Below are 23,166 nucleotides of genomic sequence, written 5' to 3' on the forward strand. Positions count from 1 at the left end.
CGGTCCAGGGGGGAGGGTTTGCCGGTGTCGATCTGGCAGAAGTCGCAGCGGCGGGTGCATTCGGAGCCGCCGATCAGGAAGGTCGCTTCCTTGTCTTCCCAGCATTCGAAGATGTTCGGGCAGCCGGCTTCCTCGCACACGGTGTGCAGGCCTTCTTTTTTCACCAGGTTCTTCAGGCCCACGAATTCCGGGCCCATCTGGACCTTGGCCTTGATCCACTCGGGCTTGCGTTCAACCGGGACGGCCTTGTTGCGCTGCTCAACACGCAGCAACTTACGGCCTTCAGGTGCCAGGGTCATGAGGAACTCCACAATTCAGGTGGCGCGGGCGCGCCACGATGATCCGGTTCCTCCCCGCTCTGTATTGGACCTGAGAGTTTCCGCGTCGGTTGCCGAAGCAACGGGGCGCTTGCACCGTCGGTGAGTCCGGTTTCCCGGGCTGCTTTCCAGAGTTGCCTTGCCGCGGCGGTACAGGGGCCTGAGAGATTCCTGGGGAGGATTTGCTCCTACGGCGCCCGCTGAATGTACCGGCAGGACTCTCCCGCCGCAGATCATAAGCGTGTGCCACCCTTCGGTGGCACATCTCACATGGTATCCGGTGCCCGCAATAGCCGCAAAGGACGGGCCATTCGCTAGTCCACCGCCACGAGGGGTCCGCGACGCCCAAACACCCAGACAGTAAGGGCAAACAGGCTCAACCCGACGCCGGCAAGTGCCACCGCAGTCCAGCCGCCCACGTTCCAGAGGAGTGCCGCCCCCGCGGATCCGATCGCTCCGCCGATGAAGTTGGCCGTGACGTAAACGGTGTTGATACGGCTGCGTGCCTCGTGCGAGATCGAGAGCAGACGGGTCTGGTTGAGCACGCTCTGCCCTTGGATCGCGACATCAAGGACGAACACCACCACAATCACAAGAACTACCGAGGTTCCGGCGAACGCCGCGAGCACGAACGACGTGACTGCCAGTGCCCACGCGATGCCGGTGGCGGGCAGCGACCAGCCGCGGTCGTGCAGGCGGCCCACGCGCTGCACCGTCACGGCACCGGCGATGCCCGCCAAGCCGAACAGCCCGATCACTTCCACGGGGAAATGGAACGGCGCCCCGGCCAGCAGGAACGTGAGCGCAGTCCAGAACAGCGTGAACGCTGCGAACCCGGCCGAGGACAACGCCAGCGTCCAGCGGACCGCGCGTTCTTTGAGGACCACCGCGCCAACCGACTTCAACAGTTCCGGGTAGCGGAGGCGGGCCTTCGGGGCGAGCGGCGGAAGTGCCCGCCACATCAGGAGGGCCAGGATCACGACGCCGACTGCCGCCGTCGCGTACACCGCCCGCCATCCGCCGACGGCGGCGATGAGGCCGCTGATGGTGCGCGAGGCAAGGATGCCAGTGAGGATGCCCGCGACGACGGTCCCCACCACGCGCCCGCGACGGGCATTGTCAGCGAGGTCGCCTGCGAGAGGCGTGAGGATCTGCCCCGCGACGGTCGAGATTCCCAGGAGCGTCACGGCAAACAGCAGGAACGCCATGGACGGCGCGACAGCACACAACGCGAGGGCCCCGACCGAGGCAAGCATCATGCCCACAACGAGTTTCCGCCGGTCAACCACATCCCCGAGCGGAACGATGAGCAGGATCCCCGCGGCATAACCGAGTTGGGTAGCGGTGACGAGCCAGGCCGCCGCCGCTCCCGAGGCGTGGAGATCGGCCGCGATCGCGTCGAGCAGCGGCTGGGCCCAGTACAAATTCCCGACGGCGGCACCCCCGGCCACGGCGAACAGCAGCGTGAGGCCTGTGGTCATGGTCGGATGCTTCGAAACTGTGGTGAGTGGGGAGGCCATGCCTTGTTCCGTTCAAGAAGGTGATCTGTTCAGCGACGCACATCTTGTCCGGCGACGCGGAGAATTCCGGAATGACATACGACACAGGGGAATACCGGGTGCGCCGGTCCTTTTCCGCGTCGCCAAGCAAAACCCGCGTCGCCAGCGAGCGAAGCCCTACGTCCACTTCCCGGTCAGGACCTCAGCGCGGTCCGTTGCAGGCGCAGGAGTGGGGGAGAGCGCCGAGATTTCCGCGCGGAGTTCCGGCGTCATATCGACGTCGAGCGCGGCAAGGGAGCCCTCGAGCTGCTCGAGGTTCCGTGCTCCGATGATCGGCGCGGTGACGCCCGGGTGGGCCATCGCCCAGGCGACGGCGAGCGCGGCAGGCGAGGTGCCGGCGTCGTCCGCGAAAGAGGCGAACTGCTCGGCGGTGGCGTGGTCGCTCCCTTGCCCGTAGCGATCCGCGTACCGGGCATTCTCCACGAGCCGTCCGCCCCCGGGCTGCTGGCCGCCGCGGTATTTGCCGGTGAGGAGGCCGCCGCCGAGCGGGCTGTACGTGATGACGCCGAGGTTCTCGGCCTGGGCAAGCGGGAGGATCTCCACTTCGGCCTGCCGCTTGACGAGGTTGTACATGGGCTCGACGAGTTCGAATCGCGCCAGGCTTTCGCGCGCGGAGATGCCGAGCGCCGTCGCGATCTGCCAGGCCGCCCAGTTGCTCACGGCGGGGTGGAGGATTTTCCCGTCGCGCTGGAGGTCGTCGAGGGCGCGGAGCGTCGTCTCGATCGGAGTGTGCTCGTCGAATGCGTGGACGAAGTAGAAGTCGATCCGGTCTGTGTCGAGGCGCGTGAGGCTCCCCTCGACCGCCTGCATGATGTGCCGGCGCGAAAGGCCTTGGGCGTTCACGTCGCCGCTGGTCGGGAAGAAGACTTTCGAGGTAATAACGACGTCGTCCCGTTCCTTGGCGATCAGCCCGCCGAGGATTTCCTCGGACGCCCCGCCGCCGTAGACATTCGCGGAGTCGAAGAAGTTGATTCCGCGTTCCCGTACCCGCCGATACATCGCGGCTGAGGTTTCCTGGTCGGCTTCCGAGCCGAACGACATCGTGCCGAAGCAAAGCGGCGAGACCTGGATACCGGTGGATCCAACGGTCCTGAAGTTCATGGTTTTCCTTTCGGGATCTCCTGCGTGAAGCTGGGGCGTCAGTATCCATGCAACCGCGGTTCGCGCCGATCAGCGAGTGCCCTGATGTTACTGGTTCTGGCAGTACCTCCCACCCTGTTCCGGCCCTGTGTAGCGTTGAGCGCATGGATAATCGGATGGAGGTGCGCGAGTTCCTTTCGTCGCGCCGCGCGAAGATCACGCCGGAACAAGCCGGACTCACGGTTTTTGGCGGAAACCGGCGTGTGCCCGGGCTTCGGCGCGAAGAGGCCGCGATGCTGGCCGGAGTGAGCGTGGATTACTACACGCGGCTCGAGCGCGGGAACCTCGCGGGAGTGTCCGAAGGGGTGCTTGAGGCGCTCGCCAGGGGGCTTCAACTCGACGACGCCGAACGGGACCACCTTTTCGATCTCGCCCGCGCGGCCAACGCCTCCACCTTGGCCAGGCAGGGCAAGCCCCAGAAGCAACGCATCCGCCCCAGCGTTCAGTTCATGCTCGATGGCATCACCACGATTCCGGCGTTCATCAGGAACGGCCGGATGGACCTGTTGGCCGCGAACCGGCTCGGCTATGCACTCTATTCGCCCATGTACACCGATCCCGTTCGCCCGGCCAACCACTCGAGGTTCATTTTCCTCAATCCCCTGGCGCGCGAGTTCTACACGGACTGGAACCTCGCTGCGAACAATAACGTGGCGATCCTCCGCACTGAATCGGGCCGCAACCCGTACGACAAAGGCTTGGCCGACCTCGTCGGCGAGCTGTCCATGCGCAGCGAGGAGTTCCGCGTCCGCTGGGCCGCCCACAATGTGCGCCGCCACTTCTCAGGGAACAAGCAATTCCACCACCCGGTGGTGGGCGAGATTGAACTAATGTTCGAGGCGATGACCCTTGCCGAGGACCCCGGGCTGACCTTGACCGTGTATCCCGCCGAGCCCGGTTCAGCCGCCGAGGAATCCTTGCGGTTGCTCGCGAGCTGGGCCGCGACCGAACGCATCGAGGAACTAGCGCTGAGCAACGCGCCCCAGCGGTAGGCTTTCCGGGCTGGCGCCGGGTACCTCAGATCCTGCGGTAGCTGAGGTCGAAGATCATCCGCCCGGCCTCGTGGGCCTTGTTTTCGAAGCTCGTCCGGATGCGGCCATCGAATCGCGGCGCCCAGCCGCCCACGTGGTCCACGCCTTCGTTCGGGCCGGTGTGTTCAGTGCTGACGGGTGCGCGGCCTTCCTTGACGGGTGCTCCGCCCACCATGGATTCGACGCCGGATTGCCACACTTGGGTCAATGGGCTCTCTTCTCCAGCCCGCTCGCCTTGGTGCAGGTTTTCAAACTCTGTGGAACCGGCGAGGACCTCGCGGACGTGCACAGCATAGTTGGACCAGTCCGTAGCGATCCGCCACAGCCCGCCCTTCTTGAGCGAGCGCGCCGCGAGCTCAGCGAATGCGGGCTGGATGAGGCGGCGCTTGTGGTGCCGGGATTTGTGCCAGGGGTCGGGGAAGAAGACCCACAGTTCGCTTACCGCTCCTTCCGGCAGCATGGTGGCGAGGACCTCGGGTGCGTTGGCTTCCACGACGCGGACATTCGTCAATCCGCGGCTATGGATCTTGATCATGGTGTTGGCCAGCCCGGGGGTGTAAACCTCCACGGCGAGGAAATCCTTGTCCGGATTCTGCTCCGCGGCGTGGCATACGGCCTCACCCAGTCCCGAGCCGATTTCGACGATCAGGGGAGCCTCGCGCCCGAACTCGGCTCCGGCGTCGAACACGTAATCCGGGTGCACGGAGGTGTTGGCGACATGCCGCGGTACCTGGATCGCCCAACGGTCCGAGTGCTCATCCCACGCGGCTTGGCGGCGTCCCTGGAGGCGCGTCCCGCGGCGCACGAAACTGACCGGCCTGCCGCCATAGGTGCCGAAGGAGGCCTGGGTGCCGGGAGTTATGGGGCGCGAAGGCTGCGGTGTTCCAGGGGGAGTCTCAGGGGATTCTGGGGTTTCACTCATCCCTTCCAGAATACCGTCGGAGCGCCCATGGCCCGGCGGGAGTCTTGCCGTATGTGGATAAACCGTGAATCAACTTGCGGGCGAAGAGCGTCATGGAACACCACATGGGTCTTTCGTGCTGCCGCTGAGCCAAGAGGCGCTCGCGGGAACGTAGCGTGGGCAGATCGACCCGCCCAAGTAGACATGCTGCCAAGAAGTCCTGGCCAGCTCGGCCGTGACCTGGAAGGGCGCACCGTGGTCATCGATCTTCTGAACCACGGTCTTGCCTGATGCCAGGACGGACAGCTCAAGGTCGACGGAACAAAGGGACTTCCTGGTATCGATCTGGACCACCATCACCTGTTGCTCGTCCTTCGCCAGGAGAATGGTGTTGTCAAGGAAATAGGGCCTTTCCTGGGAAGCGCCGGCCGGAGAGTACATGGCCGAAGGGTCAGGATCATCGATGTGGAGGGAGACCAGCAACGACGCCTCAAGGAAAGCAGGAGGCGACTCGAACAAGGTGCCGGAGTAAGGCGGCTGCGTACATTTGGATACCGGTTTGAGGTCGAGGATCCGGACCGCTTCACTTCGGTTGCCGGACAGGGTCAGTTGCACGTACATGATGCCGGGGCTCACGCCGCCCTTCGATTCCAACCATGCATGCTGCGCATCGGGAGTCATGGCGTTCAGCTGGTCCAAGTCTTGGCTCGTGAACATTGCAGTCCCCGGGAAGGCATAGGAGCGGCCGCCCAGGTCCGAGATCTTCACCAGGTCCACCCGGACTGGATCGCCTGTCTCCGTGAGGTTGTTCAAGACAGTTCCGAAAAGCGGTACCAGCATGTTGGTGATGGCGATACCCAAGGCAGCGACCACCACGCCGCCTATCCACACCAAGGGCCTGGCCCAGAGTGGCTTGGGCTTTTCGGTGGCGCCCGATGTTGTGTCGGACATGGCCTTGGCCGACCTCGACCCAACCTTGACCCGCCCCGCCGATTTCCTGCTGGCTTTCATCGCACCTCCTGCGAATGAACAGCCTGCCGCCATTTCCTAGCATCATGGTGCGCCCCGGCACGCGGGATGGAAAGAGGAAACCATAAAGCGTGGAGCGTTCGTGGAACTGTCTGCCCCTGCTGCCAGAATGAAGGGGTGACCCCCGGTTCAAGCGCCCCCAGAAACAGCAAGCCGCAAACTCGCGACCTCCCGTCCGGCGCGCGTACGCAGCACGAAATTCCCACAACACGTGCGGGGCTCGTCTTCCTGGGGATCTGCCTGGTGCTCATCGGCCTCAACTTGCGCACGGTGTTCTCGAGCTTTTCGGCGGTCCTTCCGGAGGTAACCGCCGACGTCGGACTCCCGGGCTGGGCGGTGGTGGTCCTCACTACCGTGCCGGTCACTTTGCTCGGCGTTTTCGCCCCGCTCGCGCCGGTGCTTGCCCGCCGTTTCGGGGCTGAGCGGGTGTTGCTGGGTGCCATGGCGGTGCTGGCCGCGGGCCTTCTGTTGCGTCCCGCGGAGCTCGGCGCGGCCGGGCACTTGCCGGCGCTCCTGATCGGAACGGCGGCTTGCGGGGCGGCTATCGCCTTGTGCAATGTGCTGCTGCCGGGAGTGGTCAAGCGCGATTTCCCGCATCGCCTCGGCCTCATGGGCGGCCTGTACACGACGGCGATCTGCGCCTCCGCCGCCCTTGGCGCCGGCTTCACGTACCCCATTTTCACGGCGACCCGGCAGTGGACCTCGGCGCTGTGGTTCTGGGCGGTGCCGGCAGTCGTCGTGCTTTTGCTGTTCCTGCCGCTCGCGGTGCGCCAGCACCCCGTCCGCCGCCACGCCGACACCGGGGGCGCGAACGTCTGGCGGTCCGCCGTCGCGTGGCAAGTGACCATTTTCATGGTGCTCCAAGCCATGATGTCCTTCAGCGTTTTCGCCTGGTTGGCGCCGATCCTGCGCGAGCGGGGGATCGACGGCGGTACGGCCGGGCTGATCGTCTCGGTGTCGATCGTGCTCCAGATGCTTGGCTCGTTCCTGGCTCCGGGGCTGGCCGCCCGTTTCAAGGACCAGCGCGCGATCAACACTGTGGTGGCGCTCATGACGGGAGGCGGCTTCGCCCTCAGCATCTTCGGTCCCACGCAGCTCGTCTGGATCTGGACCGGGCTGTTGGGCCTCGGCCAGGGGAGCCTCACCGCCGTCGCGCTGACCATGATCATGTTGCGCACCCGGGATTCCCACACGGCAGCGCACCTTTCCGGAATGATGCAGGGCGTGGGCTACAGCCTGGGGTCCACCGGCACCTTGATGGTGGGCCAGTTGCACCAAGCAACAGGTGGTTTCGCTGCCGCGGGCCTGTTGTTCCTGGTGGTTGGATCCTTGGCCGCGTTCTTCGGTTTCCGGGCTGGCCGGGACCGCTACGTGGGTTAGCGCGCCGGAGGCGTGGCGCGGGTTTCGGCGCATGAGGCGGCATAATCGGGTACATGGTCATGCTGGCACCCACGCGCGAGCTGGACGCGCTCGATCGGCGGATCGTCGGCGCCCTCCAGGTCAACGGCCGTGCCTCGTGGCGCCGGATCGCCGAGGTTTTGGGGGAGCCGTTCAGCACCGTGACCCGGCGTGGCCTGGCGTTGTTGGAGTCGAACATCGTCCGCGTGGCCGGCCTCGTCTCCCTCGGTCCCACCCACCTCGTCGAGGTGCAGTGCGAGCCTTCGCGCCTGGCGGGCATCGCCGAGCAGCTCGCCGAAGATGCGGACGCTTCCTTCGTCTACGCCCTGACCGGCCCCACGCGCCTGTTGTTCGAAGTCCAGGCCCGCCCGGGCCGCCTTTCCAGCCTGGTGCTCGAGGAGGTTCCAGCGCTCGACGGCGTGGTGCAAGTGAGTGCCTCGCCCGTGATGGAGTACTTCCGCACTGTGGCCGAGTGGCACCCCGGTCCCGTTACCGCCGCTGAGACAGCTGCGCTCCAGGAAGTTCCGCCGCCGCTTTCGCGACCAGTTGCAAGCGCAATGCTCGACGACGTCGATTCCCACCTCGTGCGGCTCCTCGTGGCTGACGGCCGCGTTCCGGTCGCCGAGCTGGGGGACGCGGTAGGGCTTTCCGCGCCGGCCGTGCGCAGGCGGCTTAACGCCCTCCTTGAGGAGGGCAGCTTGAGCGTCCGCGCGATCGTGGACCCCGTGGACATCGGGTTGCCGGTCGAAGCCGTGGTCTGGGTCCGCACCGCGCCGAGCGAGGCTGCAGAGGTGGGTCGCTTGCTCGCCGAAGCCCCGGGGGTCCGCTATGCCGTGATGGCGATGGGTGAATTCCAGCTCATGGCCAACGTGACGCTCGCGAGCCTGAATGAGCTCCGTGATTTCCTCACGTCCTCGCCTTGGGCAGCCCGTGCCCAAGCAGTCCGCAGTTCGCTCGTGGTCCGGGCGTACAAGCGCGGCGGCGTCCGCATGCCCGTCCGCGACTGAGTTCCTCCCGGCCTCTACTCCTTCGTTTGATGCGTGGCGCCGTTGTGAGGTCTACGAAAAAAAGATTTAAAACTAAATTCTATTGTCTCAAGTGGTGATGGCGCTTACAGTTGATGAAGCCGCTAGCGAGTGATCAGGATCACTCCAATGGCGTTTTCCCAGCGTTCAAGCCCTCCGGAGGTTGATAGTGAATACCTTGTCGCTCACTGGCCAAGTGGCCCTTGTCACCGGCGCCGGCCATGGAATCGGCCGTGCCAGCGCCCTCGCCCTCGCCGAGGCCGGCGCACTCGTGGTCGCGTCCGACGTCGACTTCGCACGCGCCACCGAGACCGAACAGCTCATCAAGGACGCAGGCTACGAAGGCGTGGCCGCAACCGCCGATGTGACCGACGAAAAGGCGATGATCGCCGTCGTCGACGACGTTGTCCGCAAGTTCGGCCGGCTCGACGTCGTCCACGCCAACGCAGGCGTGCTCATGGCCGGAACGGCCCTCACCCAGACCCTCGACGAGTGGGACAAGACGTTCACCGTCAACGTCCGCGGCACGTTCCTCACCGTCCGCGCCGTCCTTCCGCAGATGATCAAGCAGAAATCCGGGGCGATCGTCATCACCGCATCCGTCTCCGGCCTCATCGGTGAGCCGGACCTCGTCGCCTACAACACCTCCAAGGGCGCCTTGGTGAACCTCACCCGCCAGCTGGCCGTGGAGTATGCCGAGCACGGAATCCGGGTCAACGGCGTGTGCCCGGGCTGGATCGAAACGGGATTCAACGATCCCGTCCTGGGCCACTTGGACACTGCCGAACTGGACCAACTGGTCGACCGCCAGGTTCCCTTGGGCCGCCAAGGCACGGCCGAGGACATCGCACCCGCAGTCGTATTCCTCGCCTCGGACGGAGCACGGTACATCACCGGTCAGTTGCTTCCGATCGACGGCGGCCTGACGTCAATGTAGCCGTCCGGCCTTCCCCCAACTCCCGGCTCACCCCAAGGACAATTGCCATGTCTGTCACGCAAACCCAAAGTTCCGACGACGAAGTCCTCGCCCATCTCGGGTACAAACCCGAACTGAAGCGGTCTTGGTCCGGTTTTTCGAATTTCGCTATCTCCTTCTCCGTCATCTCGATCCTCAGCGGACCGTTCATCAGCTTCTTCATCGGATGGAACAACGGCGGTCCGATGGCCATCAGCTGGGGCTGGCCCGTGGTGTCCGCGCTCATCCTCGTGGTGGGCCTGTGCATGGGCGAACTGGTCTCGGCCATGCCCACGTCCGGCGGCATGTACTACTGGGCGGCCAAGCTCGGCAGCCTGCGCTCGAGCTACTTCACCGGCTGGCTGGACTTCCTCGGCCTGCTCGCCATCGTCGCCGCCGTCGCCTACGGTTGCGCCACGTTCATCGACCTGACCCTGTCCTCGTTCAACGGTGACTGGGCAGCCGGGTACTCGCTGACCCGGGTGTTCCTGATCTTCGTCGGCGTGCTGGTGGTTGTCACCATCCTGTCGATCTTCTCCAGCCACCTGCTGGCCATCTTCAACAACATCTCCGTGTGGTGGCACGTCATCGGAACGGTCGCGATCATCGCGATCATCGCCTTCCTGCCGCAGCACCACGCGAGCATCGCGGACGTCTTTACCCAGCGCGTGAACAACACAGGCATGTTCAGCGGCAGCACCGACGGCCTGGGCTTCATCTTCGTCATCCTGCCCCTGGCCGTGATCCTTCCCCAGTTCACCGTGACCGGCTACGACGCCTCGTGCCACATGTCCGAAGAAACCAAGGGAGCCGCGAACTCGGCAGCCAAGGGCATCTGGCAAGCCATCCTCTACTCCGCGATCGGCGGCTGGATCCTGCTGCTGGCCATCCTGTTCGCCGTGCAGGACCCGGCAGCCGTGACCGCGAGCGGCGGCAACGTGGTCACCGTCTTGAACCAGGCCCTCAGCGGCCCGTGGGTCAGCGCGGTCCTGGTGATCTCCACCGTCGGGCAGGGCTTCTGCGCCATGGCCTGCATGACCTCCACCACCCGCATGCTCTTCGCCTTCAGCCGCGACGGCGCCGTTCCCGGTGCACGGTTCTGGACCCGCCTCAACAAAAAGGGTGTACCCCTCTACAGTGTCGCGCTCGTCGCCGTGCTCGCCATCGTCCTGACCCTCCCGGCGCTCGTGGAGGTCGACATCAACGGAGCCCCCGTCCCGGTGGCGTTCAACGCCGTCGTGTCCATCGGCGTAGTTGGCTTGTACCTGGCCTTCGCCATCCCGATCTACCAGCGCCTGCGCGCCGGTTCGGCCTTCAAACGCGGCACCTGGAACCTCGGCCGGCACTACAAATGGCTGAGCCTTGTCGCGGTCATCGAGATCGGCGTGACTACGGTCATTGCGATCATGCCGACCTCGCTCGGCGGGATCCCGTTCACCCCCGACTTCGACTGGAAGTACTTCAACTACACCCCGCTGGTTGTCGGCGGCACACTGGTGGTCCTGTGGCTGGCCTGGCAGCTCCGGGTCAAGAACACCTACACCGGGCCGCGCTCCAACGTGGACCTGCCCGACGGACTCACCACCGCCGAGGAACTGGAGATCGAGTTCGAACAGCACCACCCCGGCCACGATCACCACCAAGGGCACGGGCACAAGGACCGGATCGATATTTCCTAGCTCTTCAAGTCCGGCGCCAGCCCGGAGCAGCCACACGGCAGCTCCGGGCTGGCTCGCTTTTCGGGACGGACGTACGACGGCGGCGGGCGGGACCGCGCGCAAGCGGACACGTCCGCTGGTGACTCAGCCGGCGACGATGAGGCGCCAGGGGGAGGCGGCAAGTTCCGTGACCGGGACAGGCACCGAACCCGGGTGTTCCTCGGGCCGCTCGAAGCGCGTGCCCGGCGCGAACCGGGCGCTGTTGGAGGCTACTACTTTGCCGGTTTCGGTAATGAGAGCGATCGGCTCGTCCCTCCGCCCAAGGTTCCGGAGAAAGATCCGCTCAATGAAGTCCATCGTCAAGTCCGCTCCAGCGATAGCGACTGTCCGGGATTCGATGACTACCGGCCTCGATGCCGTGACGATCTTCGTGTTGGCGCCGCCGAAGTCCAGGTACGGCCCGATCAGTTCGGGGCGTCCGGAGGCCAAAGGGCGCTCGAACCACGTCATTTCCGTGTAGTCGTAGTAATTGACGGAGGCGGGGTTGAGGTTGTGCGGCACGAAGACCAACTGCCCGTCGATCAGGCTCCACCACTGATGCCAGGTGTCGGCGTCGTCGAGCAGGCCGGGAATTACGGAGACCCCTGCGCTCTCCACGAGGCCGGCTTGGTCCTCAACGATGCGCGCCACCTCAGGTTTGAGCGCCTCAAGCATGTTCCGCGACGTTCCGGACGGCGCGATGATCCCCGTGGCTTTCTCCGCCAGTACCGTGAGGTCGGCGAATACCCTGTCCAGCCGCTGGCCGAGGGACGCTGCCGTGGACTTCATGGCGGATTCCGGTGCGCTCATTGCGGGTCTGCCAGGTCCGAGGTGAGCAAATCCAGGTGTTGGTCGATGATCAGTGCACCTTCCCGTTCGAAGTGGGCGATCGCAGAGTCCTCGGCACCGGCCGCGTTTCCCTGCTCGATCATGGCGAGCATGTCCTCGTGGCCCTGCACGGCGTTCGCGTGCTCAAGGCGCCACGCTTCACCCCAGGTCAACGGGGACAATTCGGCGTGCACCTGGATCAGGAGCGAGGTCAGGCGACGCGATTGTGCTGCCACGCCGACTCCGATGTGGAGGCGGGCATCGGTCTGCCGCAGCATGTGGGGCTCCGAACTTGAAGCGAACCGTTGGGCGAGGCTTCGAAGCCGCCGGACGTCCAGTTCGTCCGAGCGCCTCGATGCGAGCCGGGCCGCGGATCCCGCAGTTGAAGCGGCGAGGTCTATGAGGTCGCGAAGGTCGCTGCTCTTGTAGTTGCGCAATTCGCGGGCAATGTCCGTCTCCCGCACGGCAAGCATCCCCGTGACATAGCTTCCTCCACCCCGGCCACGGCGGGTTTCAAGGAGTCCCTTGCTCCGAAGGACGGCCAGCGACTGCCGGAGCGTCAAGGGGGATACGCCCAGGCGATCGGCCATGACCAATTCCGGGGGAAGTCGTTCGCCGGGGTTCAGCAGGCCCAGCCCTATGGCGGTTTCAAGCTGTTGGGTCACTTGTTCGGCCCGGCCGGACATCACTTGCCCCTGGGCCCGGACCTGCGCCGCCATGTCGAGGGCACGGAGGGAAACCGTTCCGCCCATGTCCGTCACCGTTGACCCTCCCACCTGTTCGGGTCGCTCCCGCTTGGCTTGCTGCTTGATACCTGAATTCTAGAGTTCTGAAAGTTAGTTCTAAAACTTTCACCCCGGCGTTTTCCCTGCCTGTTCGGGTCGCCATGGGCCAGTCCGGGCCAGGGTGCCCCGAAGCAAAAACCTCACCCACACCCCTAGTCAAACGTGATTCATGCCACTATGGTGGTTCATTATCTCCAATTGAGTCAAACAAACGGCTCAAAAGGAAACTAGATGAAAGCCAAGTGAATCATGACAAACGATTTGATATACCGAGGCGCAGTGGAGCTCGCAGCGCTCCTGCGTTCCCGGGAGGTGTCCGCCACGGAAGTCCTCGAGGCCCACCTGGAACAGATCGACAAGCTCAACCCGTTGATCAATGCCGTGGTCACCCTCGACGAAGAGGGGGCGCGGAAGTCGGCGGCCGAAGCCGATCGAAAGGCTGCCCGGGGAGAACAGCTCGGTCCATTGCACGGTTTGCCGATCAGCTTCAAGGACACCGCGGACACTGCGGGCATGCGTACCACCTACGGCCATCCGCAGTTCCGGGACCATGTGCCGGCAAGCAACGACCTGCATGTCCAGCGCATCCTCGACGCCGGTGCGATCCGCGTCGGAAAAACGAACGTTCCGGAATTCGCGGCGGGGTCCCACACCTTCAACCGTGTCTTCGGCGCCACCCGCAACCCCTATGACCCCGGCAAATCAGCCGGCGGCAGCAGCGGAGGTGCGGCAGCTGCCTTGGCCGCCGGTTTTCAGCCGATCGCCGATGGAAGCGACATGGGCGGCTCACTCCGGAATCCGGCATCGTTCTGCAACGTGGTGGGCTTGCGGCCCACCCCCGGCATGGTCCCCAACACGGACGGCAGCAATGTGTTCTTCCCATTGGCCGTCTCCGGACCCATGGGCCGTACGGCGGAGGACACCGCCCTGCTGTTCTCGGTCATGGCCGGTGCTTCGCCGGAGGACCCGCATTCGGCGTTCGCTCAGAACACGGCGCATGTTCCGTCGGAACCGGGGGACTTCGCCGGCCTGCGGGTCGCCTTCGCACCAACCCTTGGCGGGCGCGTTCCCGTGAGCCGCGAAGTCCTTGACGCGATCGAACCGCAAGCCGCCGCACTGTCAGCGCTCGGTGCCCGCGTCGAGCTGGACTGCCCGGACCTCGAAGGATCCGACAAGGCCTTCCGTGTTCTCCGCGCTGCCGCTTTCGACGCGATGTGGGGCGATCAGCTGGCCGCGGAACCCGATGCCTTCAACCACTTCCTCGCGGGAAACATCCGCGAAGGCGGGCTGCTCAGCGGTCGCGACGTGATCCGGGCCGAAGAGGCCATGACACGCCTGATCCGCAAGGCAGCCGAATTCTTCGAACGGTACGACCTCGTGATCGCACCAGCCTCGCAAGTCGTCCCGTTCGACGTCGATCTCGAATACCCCACGGAGATCGAGGGGCACCACCTGGACAACTACCTCGACTGGATGCGCGCCCCGTACCTCTTTACCCCGTTGGGCCTTCCGGCCTTGTCCGTTCCGGCGGGATTCACTCCGTCCGGACTTCCTGTCGGCCTCCAAATGGTCGGAGCACGCGGCACCGACGCCCGGCTCCTCCGGTTGGCCTCAGCCTTCGAGAAGATCTCATCCTGCTCAGCCGTTCGCCCCCAAGGAGCTGCAGTCCTATGAGCACCACCCTGGCTTCCCCCAAAAGATTGACCATTGCTTCCGTGCCCGTCGTGGGCATGATCATCACCCCGTTCCTCCCCTTTGTTTCCACGCCAACCCTGTGGCTGGGACTCCCGTCCGCCGTCGTCTGGATGGCGCTCATGATCGTCGCTACCGTTGCAGCGTTGCAGATCATTGAACGCACTTACCTCCGCGAAGGCGGCGCCGAACTCGACCGCCTCGAAGCCGAGCAAAGCGCTGCGGCAGCAGCCGCTGGAACCGTGACGGAGGCCCACTAGTGCTCACTGTCGCCATCATCATCGGAATCCTTGGCATCGGCGCCCTCGGCGTCGCCGGTCGCCGTCGCCAGACCGAACTTTCCAGCTGGACGGTAGGCAAGCGTGACCTGCCTCGCTGGACCAGCTGGTTCCTGCAGGCAGGCGAGTCCCTGACCACGTTCAGCTTCCTGGGCCTCGCAGGCATCGCGTTCGGCGGCGGGGTTGCCGCGCTTTTCGCGGTGGCCTACCTGACCATCAACTGCGTCATCCAGTACTTCGTCATTCCCCGCCAGCGCGAACTCGGCGCGAACCGCGGCTACCTGACCATGGCCGATTTCTTCAAGGACCGGTTCAAGAGCAAAGCCCTCGGCAAGACCGTGGCGCTCGTCGGTGCCGTCTTCCTCATCCCTTACCTGCAGTTGCAGATCACTGGGCTTGGCATGATCGTCCAGCTTGCCACCGGCAGCGAATCGGCCCGTGGCTACAGCATGGCAGTGGCCAGCGTGCTCGTGGTGGTCTTCGTCATCTGGGCCGGCATCCGCGGGCTCGCCAAGGTGGCTGTCTTCAAGGACTTCGCCATGCTGGCAGCCCTCGTCATCGTGTTGGCCGGCGTCATTGCAGGCATCGGCGGCATTCCGGACATCTTCGCCAAGATCATGGATACAGCGCCAAGCTACCTCACCATCAGCCGCCCCGGCTTCGACGCGACGTTCTGGGTGACCTCCGTCATCGTGACCAGCATCGGCGCGGGACTCAATACCTTCCCGCACTTGTGGCCGCCGGTCCTTGCCGCGAAGAGCGGAGCGGTATTGCGCGACAACGTCAAATGGCTGTCCGTCTACCAGTTCCTGCTCCTCATCCCGATCACCGCCGGAATCGCGGGCACCCTGGTCCTTGACCCCAAGACCAAGGGAAACTTCGTCCTGCTGGGGGTCGCGCAGCACACCCTGCCTGAACCGTTGATCGCGGTCATCGCCATCGGTGGCGCCGCTGCCGCAATGGTTCCGGCCGGCGCGATCGCCATGGGCATCTCCTCCCTCGTCTCCAACAACCTCCTTTCCGTCAAGAACCCCAAGCTCCGCTTCCGGATCAACCATGTAGTGGTGGCTGTCGCCGTCGGACTGGCCTTGGCCTTCGGACTCGCGAAGTCCGATATCGGTGCGTTGCTCCTGCTCACCTACGGCGGCCTCACCCAAATGGCTCCCGCGGTGGCCATCGCGATCGGACGCAAAGTGCGCATCGGTGCCGTGCCCGTGAACCTGGGCATCGTCGTCGGAACCCTCTGCGTCGCCGTGATTACCTTCGGCAACATCCCCACGGGCGGCGTGGATTCGGGCCTGATCTCCCTCGCCCCGAACCTCGCGGTACTCGCAATCGCGGAACTTGTCCGCCGTCGTCGCCATCCGGCCGGGGCAGGGACGCAAGCGGACGACGTCGACGCGCCCCTTGCGGGACAAGCGGCAGTAGGTGCCGGCGCATGAAAAACGAAGGACCGCTCAGCGGCAAACTGGTCATCGACCTCTCGAGGGCACTCGCGGGCCCGCACGCCGGCATGATGCTTGGCGACCTCGGCGCCCGGGTCATCAAGGTGGAAAATCCCGACGGCGGCGACGACACCCGCGGTTGGGGGCCACCGTTCATCGACACCCCTGAAGGGCGTGAATCGACCTATTTCCTCTCGTGCAACCGCAACAAGGAATCCATCCGGCTGGATCTCAAGGATCCCGAAGGCAAAGCCGTCCTCCGGGAACTCCTGCGCCGGGCCGATGTGCTCGTGGAGAATTTCCGCCCCGGAACCTTGGACCGGCTGGGTTTCGACCCCGTCAGCCTCGCGGAATTGAATCCGCGCCTGGTGGTCCTCTCCATCAGCGGATTCGGCCACGATGGCCCGGAAGGACACCGCGCGGGGTATGACCAGATCGCGCAAGGGGAGGCCGGACTGATGTCTCTCACTGGCTCGGGACCCGACGATCCCCAACGCGTCGGCGTGCCGATCGGTGATGTCCTGGCAGGAATCCACGGAGCTTACGGCGTGCTGGCCGCGCTGCTCGAAAGGGAACGGACGGGCCGCGGCCAAGTGGTCCGCACGTCCTTGTTGTCCTCGATTGTCAGCGTGATGGCATTCCAAGGGACGCGGTGGACCGTGGGCGGGGAGGTCCCGCAAGCCCAGGGCAACCATCATCCTTCGATCGCGCCGTACGGATTGTTCCGGTGTGCGGGCGGGGCAGTGCAGATCGCCGTGGGGTCCGAAGGGCTGTGGCGCCGCTTCGCCGCCGAATTCGGACTGCCCCTCGACGACGAACGTTGGCAAGACAACCAGTCCAGGGTGGCGCACCGGGCCGAACTGATCGGAGTCATCGAGGCAGCTTTTTCCGATTCGGGTTCGGAAGAACTCCTTGCGCGGCTCGAATCGGCTCGCGTGCCGGCGGGCCGGGTCCGCTCGCTCGACGAGGTCTTCGCGTGGGAACAGACCCGCAGCCAGCATCTCGCCGTCGAAATCCAGCACCCGACGCTGGGGCCGATCGAAGTCCCGGGATCCCCGTTGCGCTTCTTCGAAGCCGGCGGCACCGAAACCACGAAGCTCGAGCATTCCGCTCCGCCACGCCTCGGAGAGCACGATGACGCCGTCCGGGCATGGCTCGACGACGCGCTCGTGCCAGCGGGATCGGGTTCGTTTGATGCCGGCTCGTCCGGGGCTGCCTCATGACCGCGCTCGTCGAGTCGGCCAGGCGGCTTAGGGGAGTCGAACTTTTCGAGCAGCTCCTCGATCCCGGCAGTTTCCGCTCGTGGGACCGTCCTGTTCCGGATCCGCTGGGTGCCGATGCTTCCTACCTCGCCGACCTGGCCAAGGCCCGGCAACGCAGCGGTGCCGACGAGTCAGTCCTCACGGGCGAAGGGCGGCTGAACCGGCATCCCGTAGCCGTCATCGTGAGTGAATTCTCTTTCATGGGCGGCTCGATTGGCCGTGCCGCAGCGAACAGGATCGTCGCGGCCATCGAGGAAGCGGGCCGGCGCCGGATTCCACTCATCGCGGCTCCGGCCTCAGGCGGTACACGCATGCAGGAAGGCACCCTGGCCTTCCTCCAGATGGTGCGGATCACCGAGGCGCTGACGGCCTACAAGCGGCTCGGCCTGCCGTACCTTGTGTACTTGCGGCACCCGACGACGGGCGGCGTCTTCGCCTCCTGGGGGTCATTGGGGCACGTGACCGCCGCCGAGCCAAGCGGCCTCATCGGCTTCCTCGGCCCCAAGGTCTACGCGGGGCTGACCGGGCAGGAGTTTCCGGAAGGCGTGCAGCGTAGTGAGAACCTGCTGGCCCACGGAACGGTCGACGCCGTGCTGGACATTGTTGGATTTAGGCAGCTTGCGGCTGAGGTGCTTGGGATTCTTTCCGGTTCGTGGGAGGGCGCATGTTCCTCCCTCCCCGCGTCGATGGAGCATGCGCCTTCCGAGCCGGTTTCAGGGGACATGTCCAGTGGTGGGACAGCAGTAAGGCACATGTCCAGTGGTGGGGCAGCAACAGCGCGCATGCCCCCTTGGGATTCGGCGTGGGATTCGGTCCAGCGGACGCGCGACGCCGGGCGGCCGGGCTTGCGGGAACTGCTCGACGGCGGGTTCGGACGTTTGGTGCGCCTGAACGGCACGGGACGCGGGGCACTTTCGGCGAGTACCGCCGTCGTACTCGCTCAACTAGAGGGCAGGCCGGTGGTCGTTGTCGGCCAGGACCGCGCGGCGCAACGCGCCGGGAGTGTCCTCGACGCTGCGGCGCTCGCACAGGCCCGTCGCGGAATGCGGCTAGCGGAGGAACTGCGATTGCCGCTCGTGACGGTGGTTGATACTCCAGGGGCAGAGCTGTCTGTTGAGGCAGAGGAGTCGGCGATTGCTGGCGGGATCGCGGACTGCATCGCGGCGATGCTTGGCCTTACTGTGCCGAGCGTTGCCGTCCTCCTCGGCGAAGGCACCGGCGGCGGTGCGCTCGCGCTCGCCGCGGCCCGCCGTACAGTAGCTGCCGAGCACGCGTGGCTCGCACCATTGCCGCCGGAGGGCGCCAGCCTGATCGTGAATGGCGATACGTCTTTGGCAGCCGAGTTGGGCGGACGCCAACGGATTGTGGCGTCCGCCCTGTTCGACGACGGTGCCGTGGACGACGTGGTTGCTGAAGGTCCCGGCCTCGGGCCGAGGATCGCGGAAGCCGTCGCGAAACGGATCGTCGAGCAACTCGCCTAGGTTGGCTGAGTTTGGCCGGGGTGGGCTACCTGCTGGCGGCTCCGCGTCGGATCCATCCAAGAATGCCGGTGACGATGAAAAGGATTATGCCGAGAACCGCGAGCCAGACAAGACCTTTGATGACGAATCCAAGTATCGCCAAAACGGCCCAAACAATAAGAAGGAGGACAATAAACCCGATCACAACGACCACCTTTTCTTTGCGTTCACCCGAACGAATTCCCGGATGGAGCGCGAAATTGCCGATATATGAAAAACGGTAAGCCTACTTACTTGGTAGCTTAGTTTACATCGTGAATTCTTCCAATCAGGGCGGGACCGGGCTCTGCGGGTTTAGTAGCGCCAAGGTCCATGGTGGTTAGCCGCAGCCAGAGCCAAAGCCGTTTGTGGGGGTCTGTCAGGTCGAGCTTGAATTCCTCCATGAGGCGCGAAACCCGGTAGCGAACGGTGTTGTTGTGAACATGGAGTTGGGTGGCCATGGCTGAGATGGTTCCGTTGGAAGCCAGGTAGGCGCGGAGGGTATCCAAATAGTCGGTCTGGTGCATGGCGTCGTGAGCTGCGATGCGGGAGATGTCATCGGTTCCCGCGAGCTCGCTGTCCTCGATGAATTCCCCCACCTTCAACAGGTTCAGGGGAATCCGGTATTCCTCGAAGAGGGCGGCTTTGGGGGCATCCCTTCCACTGGCCTGAAGGCCTGCGAGGTGATGGAGCGTTTGGATTGCCTCCGACCGGGAGCGGGAAAGGTCCTCGATGCGGGGTGCGATTCCCCCTGCGGCTGCGATGAGCGGGTAGGGGGTAATCGTGTGGGAGTATGCCTGGATCTCGTGGATGATCCTTCCGTGGACCGTGCGCGCCGCCGGTCCTTGGCTGGGCAGCAAGGCGTAGACGATGGAACCGATCAGGGCGCTGCGGCTCGTGGTGTACTGCACGTTGCAGACGGTCGTCACCAATTGCAGGAGCCTATGGATTTCCCGGACGGACTCAACGCTTGTGGCCTCAGGCTGGATGATCGAAAACGCGGCCACAGCGAGTCCGTTCGCGGCGTCGAGCCCTAACTGCGCGGCTGCGAAAGCCGCGTGCTCCGCGTCGTCCAGGAGGGTACGGACCAAGTCTGCGTTGCGCCGTTCCCCGAAGTCGGAAGCTGAGCGGGCATGGAGCATGTGCAGGCCGGCCAGGGGAGCCATCCGGTCCAGCGCCTCCAAGGCTGCTTCGCGCTTTCCCTCTCCGGGGTCGATGATCCAGATAGATCCCAAAAGCTCGCCACCGGCCCTCACCGCAAGCGCCAGTCGGCCCATTCCTTCGCCCTCCGCGGCCACCAGCACCGATCCCGGCGCTGAGTAGACGCGCTTGAAGTCCTCGTCGAATGCCGGCTGGATGATTTCCTGCAAGGTGAGGGTGGTAACGCGGCGAAGCTCGTCGATGGGCTGGCCCGGCAAGGTGGAATAGCCGACAATGCGGCCAAGCGGATCTACGATGCTGGCTGCCCCGTCGGTGATGGAAGCCGCAGCGTTCGCAAAGGCGTAGAGGTCGCCCAGGCGTACCCCTGAGACGGAGTCGACGGCGGCGCCCATCACCGAGGCGCGTGCCAGCGTCGCCAAGCGGGTCCAGTCGGCATCTTCCGGCGCCACCAGGATCGAGAGGCTGTGGCGTGCGGCTTCAATCCGCAGTTGCTCCATGCGGGTACCGCGGGCCTTCAGGACCACGGCGGCCGCGTTGCTGTTTGCCGCCCGATGCAGGAGCTGGTCGAAATCCGGTGAGCCATAGGCGCACGCCACCGCCAGGATGATGCGGTCATCCACGTTGGACCAACTGTCCAAGGGATCGTACATGAGCACGTCTGAAACGGGATGGCCTAGGTTCTCCGGCGTCGGATTGGCGTGCACGAGTCCGGCCTGCATGAGCTGGATGCAATCGGACAGGCTGACGGCCGCCTTAGGGCCGGGTTGGGTATCCTGCTGGGCTTCCACGTTTGGAATTTATCACAGTGCATTCCTCGAAGTTATGGAAGTTCCTACATGTAGCACAGGAGAGATCTGCGTCACGATTGGGAGCGAAGTTGAACGGGGCTCTCCCGAAGGAACGAAGAGGACAGCATATGAAATTCAAGGACATCCGGGCGCTCGCCTCCGTGCAGGGCCCGGCCCGATCGGTGGCGGAGCGGCTGGGGCGGAGCTGCTACAGCGTAGAAGACATGCGGAAACTCGCGGCCAAGCGACTTCCGAAGAGCATTTTCGAATACATCGAAGGTGGGGGAGAGGACGAAGTTTCGCTGCGTCGGAACCGTTCCTCCTTCGAGGATTGGTCGTTCCTGCCCAAATGGGGATCGGTGGACAACCTGAATCTACGGTCCACGTTGCTGGGCGGCCCGGTATCGATGCCACTGACACTCTCGCCTACCGGAGGCACCAGGCTGTTCCACCCGAAGGGTGAACGCGCCGTTGCCCATGCGGCCCTTGCCGCAGGTGTCCCTTATGGTTTGGCGCACCTCAGCACCACCACTATGGAAGACGTCAGCGCGGCCGCTCCGGCACTTCGCCGCTGGTTCAACCTCGAGCCGACGCCGGACAAAGGGCTGCTTCAGGCGGTCCTGGACCGGGTTTCCAACGCAGGCTACGAGGCTTTGCTGGTCAACGTTGACTGCCGCGCCATCGGCCACCGCGAACGTGACTACAGGAACGGATTCACGGCGCCACCGTCCATCAAGCCGAAAACGGTGGTGGAAGGGATGCTCCACCCGGCCTGGGCCTTGGGCTTCCTGGCCAACGACGCCATTGCCTTCCCCAACTTGGACGCCGAAATTCCCGAAGGCCCCCTTGCCAGCTCCCCCGATATGTGGCGCACCCTGCTCGCCGGCTCCTACGAACCCACCGATTGGGACGACATCCGGGAGTTGCGGGAACGATGGGCCGGTCCGATCGTCCTGAAAGGGGTGGTCAATCCGAACGACGCGGCGATGGCAGCCTCCCTGGAGATTGACGCCATTCAGGTCAGCAACCACGGCGGCCGCCAGCTTGACCATATGGCTGCTCCTCTGGATGTCCTGCAGGACGTCGTTGAGCGGGTGGCCGGCCGCATGGAAATCATCGTCGACGGCGGCATCCGCCGCGGTTCCGACGTCGTCAAGGCGTTGGCGCTGGGCGCCAATGCATGCTCGATCGGCCGCCCCTACCTCTACGGACTCGCTGCCGCCGGAGAGGCAGGCGTAGCGCACGTCCTGAAGATGTTCGAAGCCGAAATGACCCGCACCATGATGCTGCTCGGCGTGAGCACCGTCGAGGAACTTCGGAGCGTAGGCCGCCACCTGGTCCGGCATCGGAGCGAAGCGTTCGCCGGCTTCCGCTTTGCCGGGAACCCGGAAACCTACCCGAGCCTTGCAGAAATGAGGACTTTCTGATGAAGAACCCACCATTGAACCGCCATTCCAGGATTGGTGTGCCTGCGGTCGTGGCTGCAGCGGCGCTGTTGCTGACCGTCACTGCTTGCAGCCCCACCGACGGAGTGGCAACGCAAGGTGCCGCCGACACTACAGGCGCAATAACCGGGGTTCCCGCGCTGCAAGTCGATCCTGCCGCCGTCGAACTTTTGCCGGCGTCCGTCAAGGCTTCCAAGGTGCTGCGCGTGGCCATCCCCACCAACGAACCGCCAACGCAGTTCTACCGCGAAGGCACGCAGGATATGACCGGGACGAATCCGGACGTGGCCCGCCTCATCGGTGAGGCGCTGGGTCTCAAGGTGGAGATCCATGTGGCCAATTTCGACTCCATCATTCCCGGGCTCGCGGCCAACCGTTACGACATGACGGTCTCGTCCATGACGCCGACCACCAAACGCATGGAAGTCCTGGATTTCGTCGACTACATGCAAATAGGCAATGCGATTGCCGTCCCCAAGGGAAATCCCGGTGGAATCAAGGACGAGCATGCTTTGTGCGGCAAGAAAGTGGGACTGCTCACCGGTTCATACCAGTTGACCGTGAATGTGCCGGCGTACGACAAGGAATGTGCGGCGGCCGGGAAGGAATCCATTCAGCGGAGCGAATTTCAGGACACGCGCCAGGCTATCTCGGCACTTACCAGCGGACGCCTGGACACCGTACTGGCCGATTCGCCCATCCTGAATTACGCCGCCACGCAAAACCCGCAGATCGAGGTCGCCAGAACGTATGAGTTCGCGCCGGTCAGCGTCGGCGTGCCGAAGGAATCCGGCCTGGTGAAGTCCGTCTCTGCTGCGCTGGATGCAGTGATCAAGAGCGATTCCTACACCAAAGTTCTCGCCAAATACGGCCTTGAATCCAGCGCTATCACTGACGCGCGCGTCGATTTCGCACAGTAATGAATGCGCCG

At 64.6% G+C, this 23,166-nt stretch carries 20 protein-coding genes, 1 pseudogene and 2 riboswitches; of the genes and pseudogenes, 13 read left to right on the forward strand and 8 right to left on the reverse strand.

Features of this window, described 5'->3' with window-relative positions:
• The 3 genes and pseudogenes from E1809_RS07085 to E1809_RS07095 form a co-directional block, all read right to left on the reverse strand.
• A pseudogene (locus E1809_RS07085) lies at positions 1–299 on the reverse strand (lipoyl synthase); the annotation flags it as partial.
• 49 nt (positions 300–348) lie between these two features.
• A riboswitch (glycine riboswitch) is annotated at positions 349–454 on the reverse strand.
• Between the two features lies 1 nt (position 455).
• A riboswitch (glycine riboswitch) is annotated at positions 456–553 on the reverse strand.
• Positions 554–631: 78 nt separating this feature from the next.
• The gene (locus E1809_RS07090) at positions 632–1,798 is read right to left on the reverse strand and encodes an MFS transporter (protein WP_235835491.1); all 1,167 of its coding nucleotides are present in this window, start codon (positions 1,796–1,798) and stop codon (positions 632–634) included.
• Between the two features lie 195 nt (positions 1,799–1,993).
• On the reverse strand, positions 1,994–2,977 hold the full coding sequence (locus E1809_RS07095) for an aldo/keto reductase (protein ID WP_133203531.1): 984 nt from the start codon (positions 2,975–2,977) through the stop codon (positions 1,994–1,996).
• 143 nt (positions 2,978–3,120) lie between these two features.
• Here E1809_RS07095 and E1809_RS07100 point away from each other — a divergent pair, with 143 nt between their 5' ends.
• Complete coding sequence (locus tag E1809_RS07100; protein ID WP_133203532.1) at positions 3,121–4,008, forward strand: helix-turn-helix transcriptional regulator; 888 nt, start codon at positions 3,121–3,123, stop codon at positions 4,006–4,008.
• 25 nt (positions 4,009–4,033) lie between these two features.
• Here E1809_RS07100 and trmB read toward each other — a convergent pair whose 3' ends face one another.
• On the reverse strand, positions 4,034–4,969 hold the full coding sequence (gene trmB, locus E1809_RS07105; protein ID WP_133203533.1) for a tRNA (guanosine(46)-N7)-methyltransferase TrmB: 936 nt from the start codon (positions 4,967–4,969) through the stop codon (positions 4,034–4,036).
• A 90-nt stretch (positions 4,970–5,059) separates the two neighbouring features.
• Positions 5,060–5,899, reverse strand: coding sequence for a hypothetical protein (locus tag E1809_RS07110; protein WP_133203534.1), 840 nt, complete (start codon positions 5,897–5,899; stop codon positions 5,060–5,062).
• 276 nt (positions 5,900–6,175) lie between these two features.
• On the opposite strand from E1809_RS07110, the gene E1809_RS07115 reads away from it, so the two are divergent.
• The 4 genes from E1809_RS07115 (at position 6,176) to E1809_RS07130 (ending at position 11,034) form a co-directional block, all read left to right on the forward strand.
• Complete coding sequence (locus E1809_RS07115; protein ID WP_235835506.1) at positions 6,176–7,357, forward strand: MFS transporter; 1,182 nt, start codon at positions 6,176–6,178, stop codon at positions 7,355–7,357.
• 53 nt (positions 7,358–7,410) lie between these two features.
• Positions 7,411–8,382 (forward strand): Lrp/AsnC family transcriptional regulator, encoded by a 972-nt coding sequence (locus E1809_RS07120; RefSeq protein WP_133203536.1) that lies wholly within the window; start codon positions 7,411–7,413, stop codon positions 8,380–8,382.
• Positions 8,383–8,569: 187 nt separating this feature from the next.
• Entirely contained in the window at positions 8,570–9,337 is a 768-nt protein-coding gene (locus tag E1809_RS07125) for an SDR family NAD(P)-dependent oxidoreductase (protein WP_165962239.1), read from the forward strand.
• A 47-nt stretch (positions 9,338–9,384) separates the two neighbouring features.
• On the forward strand, positions 9,385–11,034 hold the full coding sequence (locus tag E1809_RS07130) for an amino acid permease (protein ID WP_133203538.1): 1,650 nt from the start codon (positions 9,385–9,387) through the stop codon (positions 11,032–11,034).
• Positions 11,035–11,157: 123 nt separating this feature from the next.
• On the opposite strand, the gene E1809_RS07135 is transcribed toward E1809_RS07130, so the two are convergent.
• Together E1809_RS07135 and E1809_RS07140 are read right to left on the reverse strand one after the other, a co-directional pair.
• Complete coding sequence (locus tag E1809_RS07135; protein ID WP_133203539.1) at positions 11,158–11,862, reverse strand: cache domain-containing protein; 705 nt, start codon at positions 11,860–11,862, stop codon at positions 11,158–11,160.
• Positions 11,859–12,632 carry a FadR/GntR family transcriptional regulator gene (locus tag E1809_RS07140; RefSeq protein WP_133203540.1) on the reverse strand — a complete coding sequence of 258 codons (774 nt, stop codon included), beginning with the start codon at positions 12,630–12,632 and terminating at the stop codon, positions 11,859–11,861. The genes E1809_RS07135 and E1809_RS07140 overlap by 4 nt, the downstream gene beginning before the upstream one ends.
• 282 nt (positions 12,633–12,914) lie before the next feature.
• On the opposite strand from E1809_RS07140, the gene E1809_RS07145 reads away from it, so the two are divergent.
• The 6 genes from E1809_RS07145 to E1809_RS26600 are packed head-to-tail and all read left to right on the forward strand — an operon-like array spanning position 12,915 to position 19,076.
• Positions 12,915–14,339, forward strand: coding sequence for an amidase (locus tag E1809_RS07145; protein ID WP_133203541.1), 1,425 nt, complete (start codon positions 12,915–12,917; stop codon positions 14,337–14,339).
• Positions 14,336–14,617 carry a hypothetical protein gene (locus E1809_RS07150; RefSeq protein WP_133203542.1) on the forward strand — a complete coding sequence of 94 codons (282 nt, stop codon included), beginning with the start codon at positions 14,336–14,338 and terminating at the stop codon, positions 14,615–14,617. The genes E1809_RS07145 and E1809_RS07150 overlap by 4 nt, the downstream gene beginning before the upstream one ends.
• Complete coding sequence (locus E1809_RS07155; RefSeq protein WP_133203543.1) at positions 14,617–16,077, forward strand: sodium:solute symporter family transporter; 1,461 nt, start codon at positions 14,617–14,619, stop codon at positions 16,075–16,077. The genes E1809_RS07150 and E1809_RS07155 overlap by 1 nt, the downstream gene beginning before the upstream one ends.
• Positions 16,074–17,303, forward strand: a complete 1,230-nt coding sequence (locus tag E1809_RS07160) for a CaiB/BaiF CoA transferase family protein (protein WP_133203544.1) — start codon at positions 16,074–16,076, stop codon at positions 17,301–17,303. The genes E1809_RS07155 and E1809_RS07160 overlap by 4 nt, the downstream gene beginning before the upstream one ends.
• Positions 17,300–18,823 (forward strand): carboxyl transferase domain-containing protein, encoded by a 1,524-nt coding sequence (locus tag E1809_RS07165; RefSeq protein ID WP_133203545.1) that lies wholly within the window; start codon positions 17,300–17,302, stop codon positions 18,821–18,823. The genes E1809_RS07160 and E1809_RS07165 overlap by 4 nt, the downstream gene beginning before the upstream one ends.
• Position 18,824: 1 nt before the next feature.
• Complete coding sequence (locus E1809_RS26600) at positions 18,825–19,076, forward strand: hypothetical protein (protein WP_165962241.1); 252 nt, start codon at positions 18,825–18,827, stop codon at positions 19,074–19,076.
• A gap of 28 nt (positions 19,077–19,104) precedes the next feature.
• Here the strand turns inward: E1809_RS26600 and E1809_RS07170 are convergent, their stop codons facing one another.
• Positions 19,105–20,790 carry a PucR family transcriptional regulator gene (locus tag E1809_RS07170; RefSeq protein WP_235835492.1) on the reverse strand — a complete coding sequence of 562 codons (1,686 nt, stop codon included), beginning with the start codon at positions 20,788–20,790 and terminating at the stop codon, positions 19,105–19,107.
• A 128-nt stretch (positions 20,791–20,918) separates the two neighbouring features.
• On the opposite strand from E1809_RS07170, the gene E1809_RS07175 reads away from it, so the two are divergent.
• Positions 20,919–22,217: an alpha-hydroxy acid oxidase gene (locus E1809_RS07175; RefSeq protein ID WP_133203546.1), complete on the forward strand. Its 1,299-nt coding sequence runs from the start codon at positions 20,919–20,921 to the stop codon at positions 22,215–22,217.
• The gene (locus tag E1809_RS07180; RefSeq protein ID WP_133203547.1) at positions 22,217–23,155 is read left to right on the forward strand and encodes an ABC transporter substrate-binding protein; all 939 of its coding nucleotides are present in this window, start codon (positions 22,217–22,219) and stop codon (positions 23,153–23,155) included. The genes E1809_RS07175 and E1809_RS07180 overlap by 1 nt, the downstream gene beginning before the upstream one ends.
• The last annotated feature ends 11 nt before the right edge of the window (positions 23,156–23,166 follow it).

This window comes from Arthrobacter terricola, from assembly GCF_004354015.1.
In the GTDB taxonomy this organism is placed as follows: Bacteria; Actinomycetota; Actinomycetes; order Actinomycetales; family Micrococcaceae; genus Arthrobacter; species Arthrobacter terricola.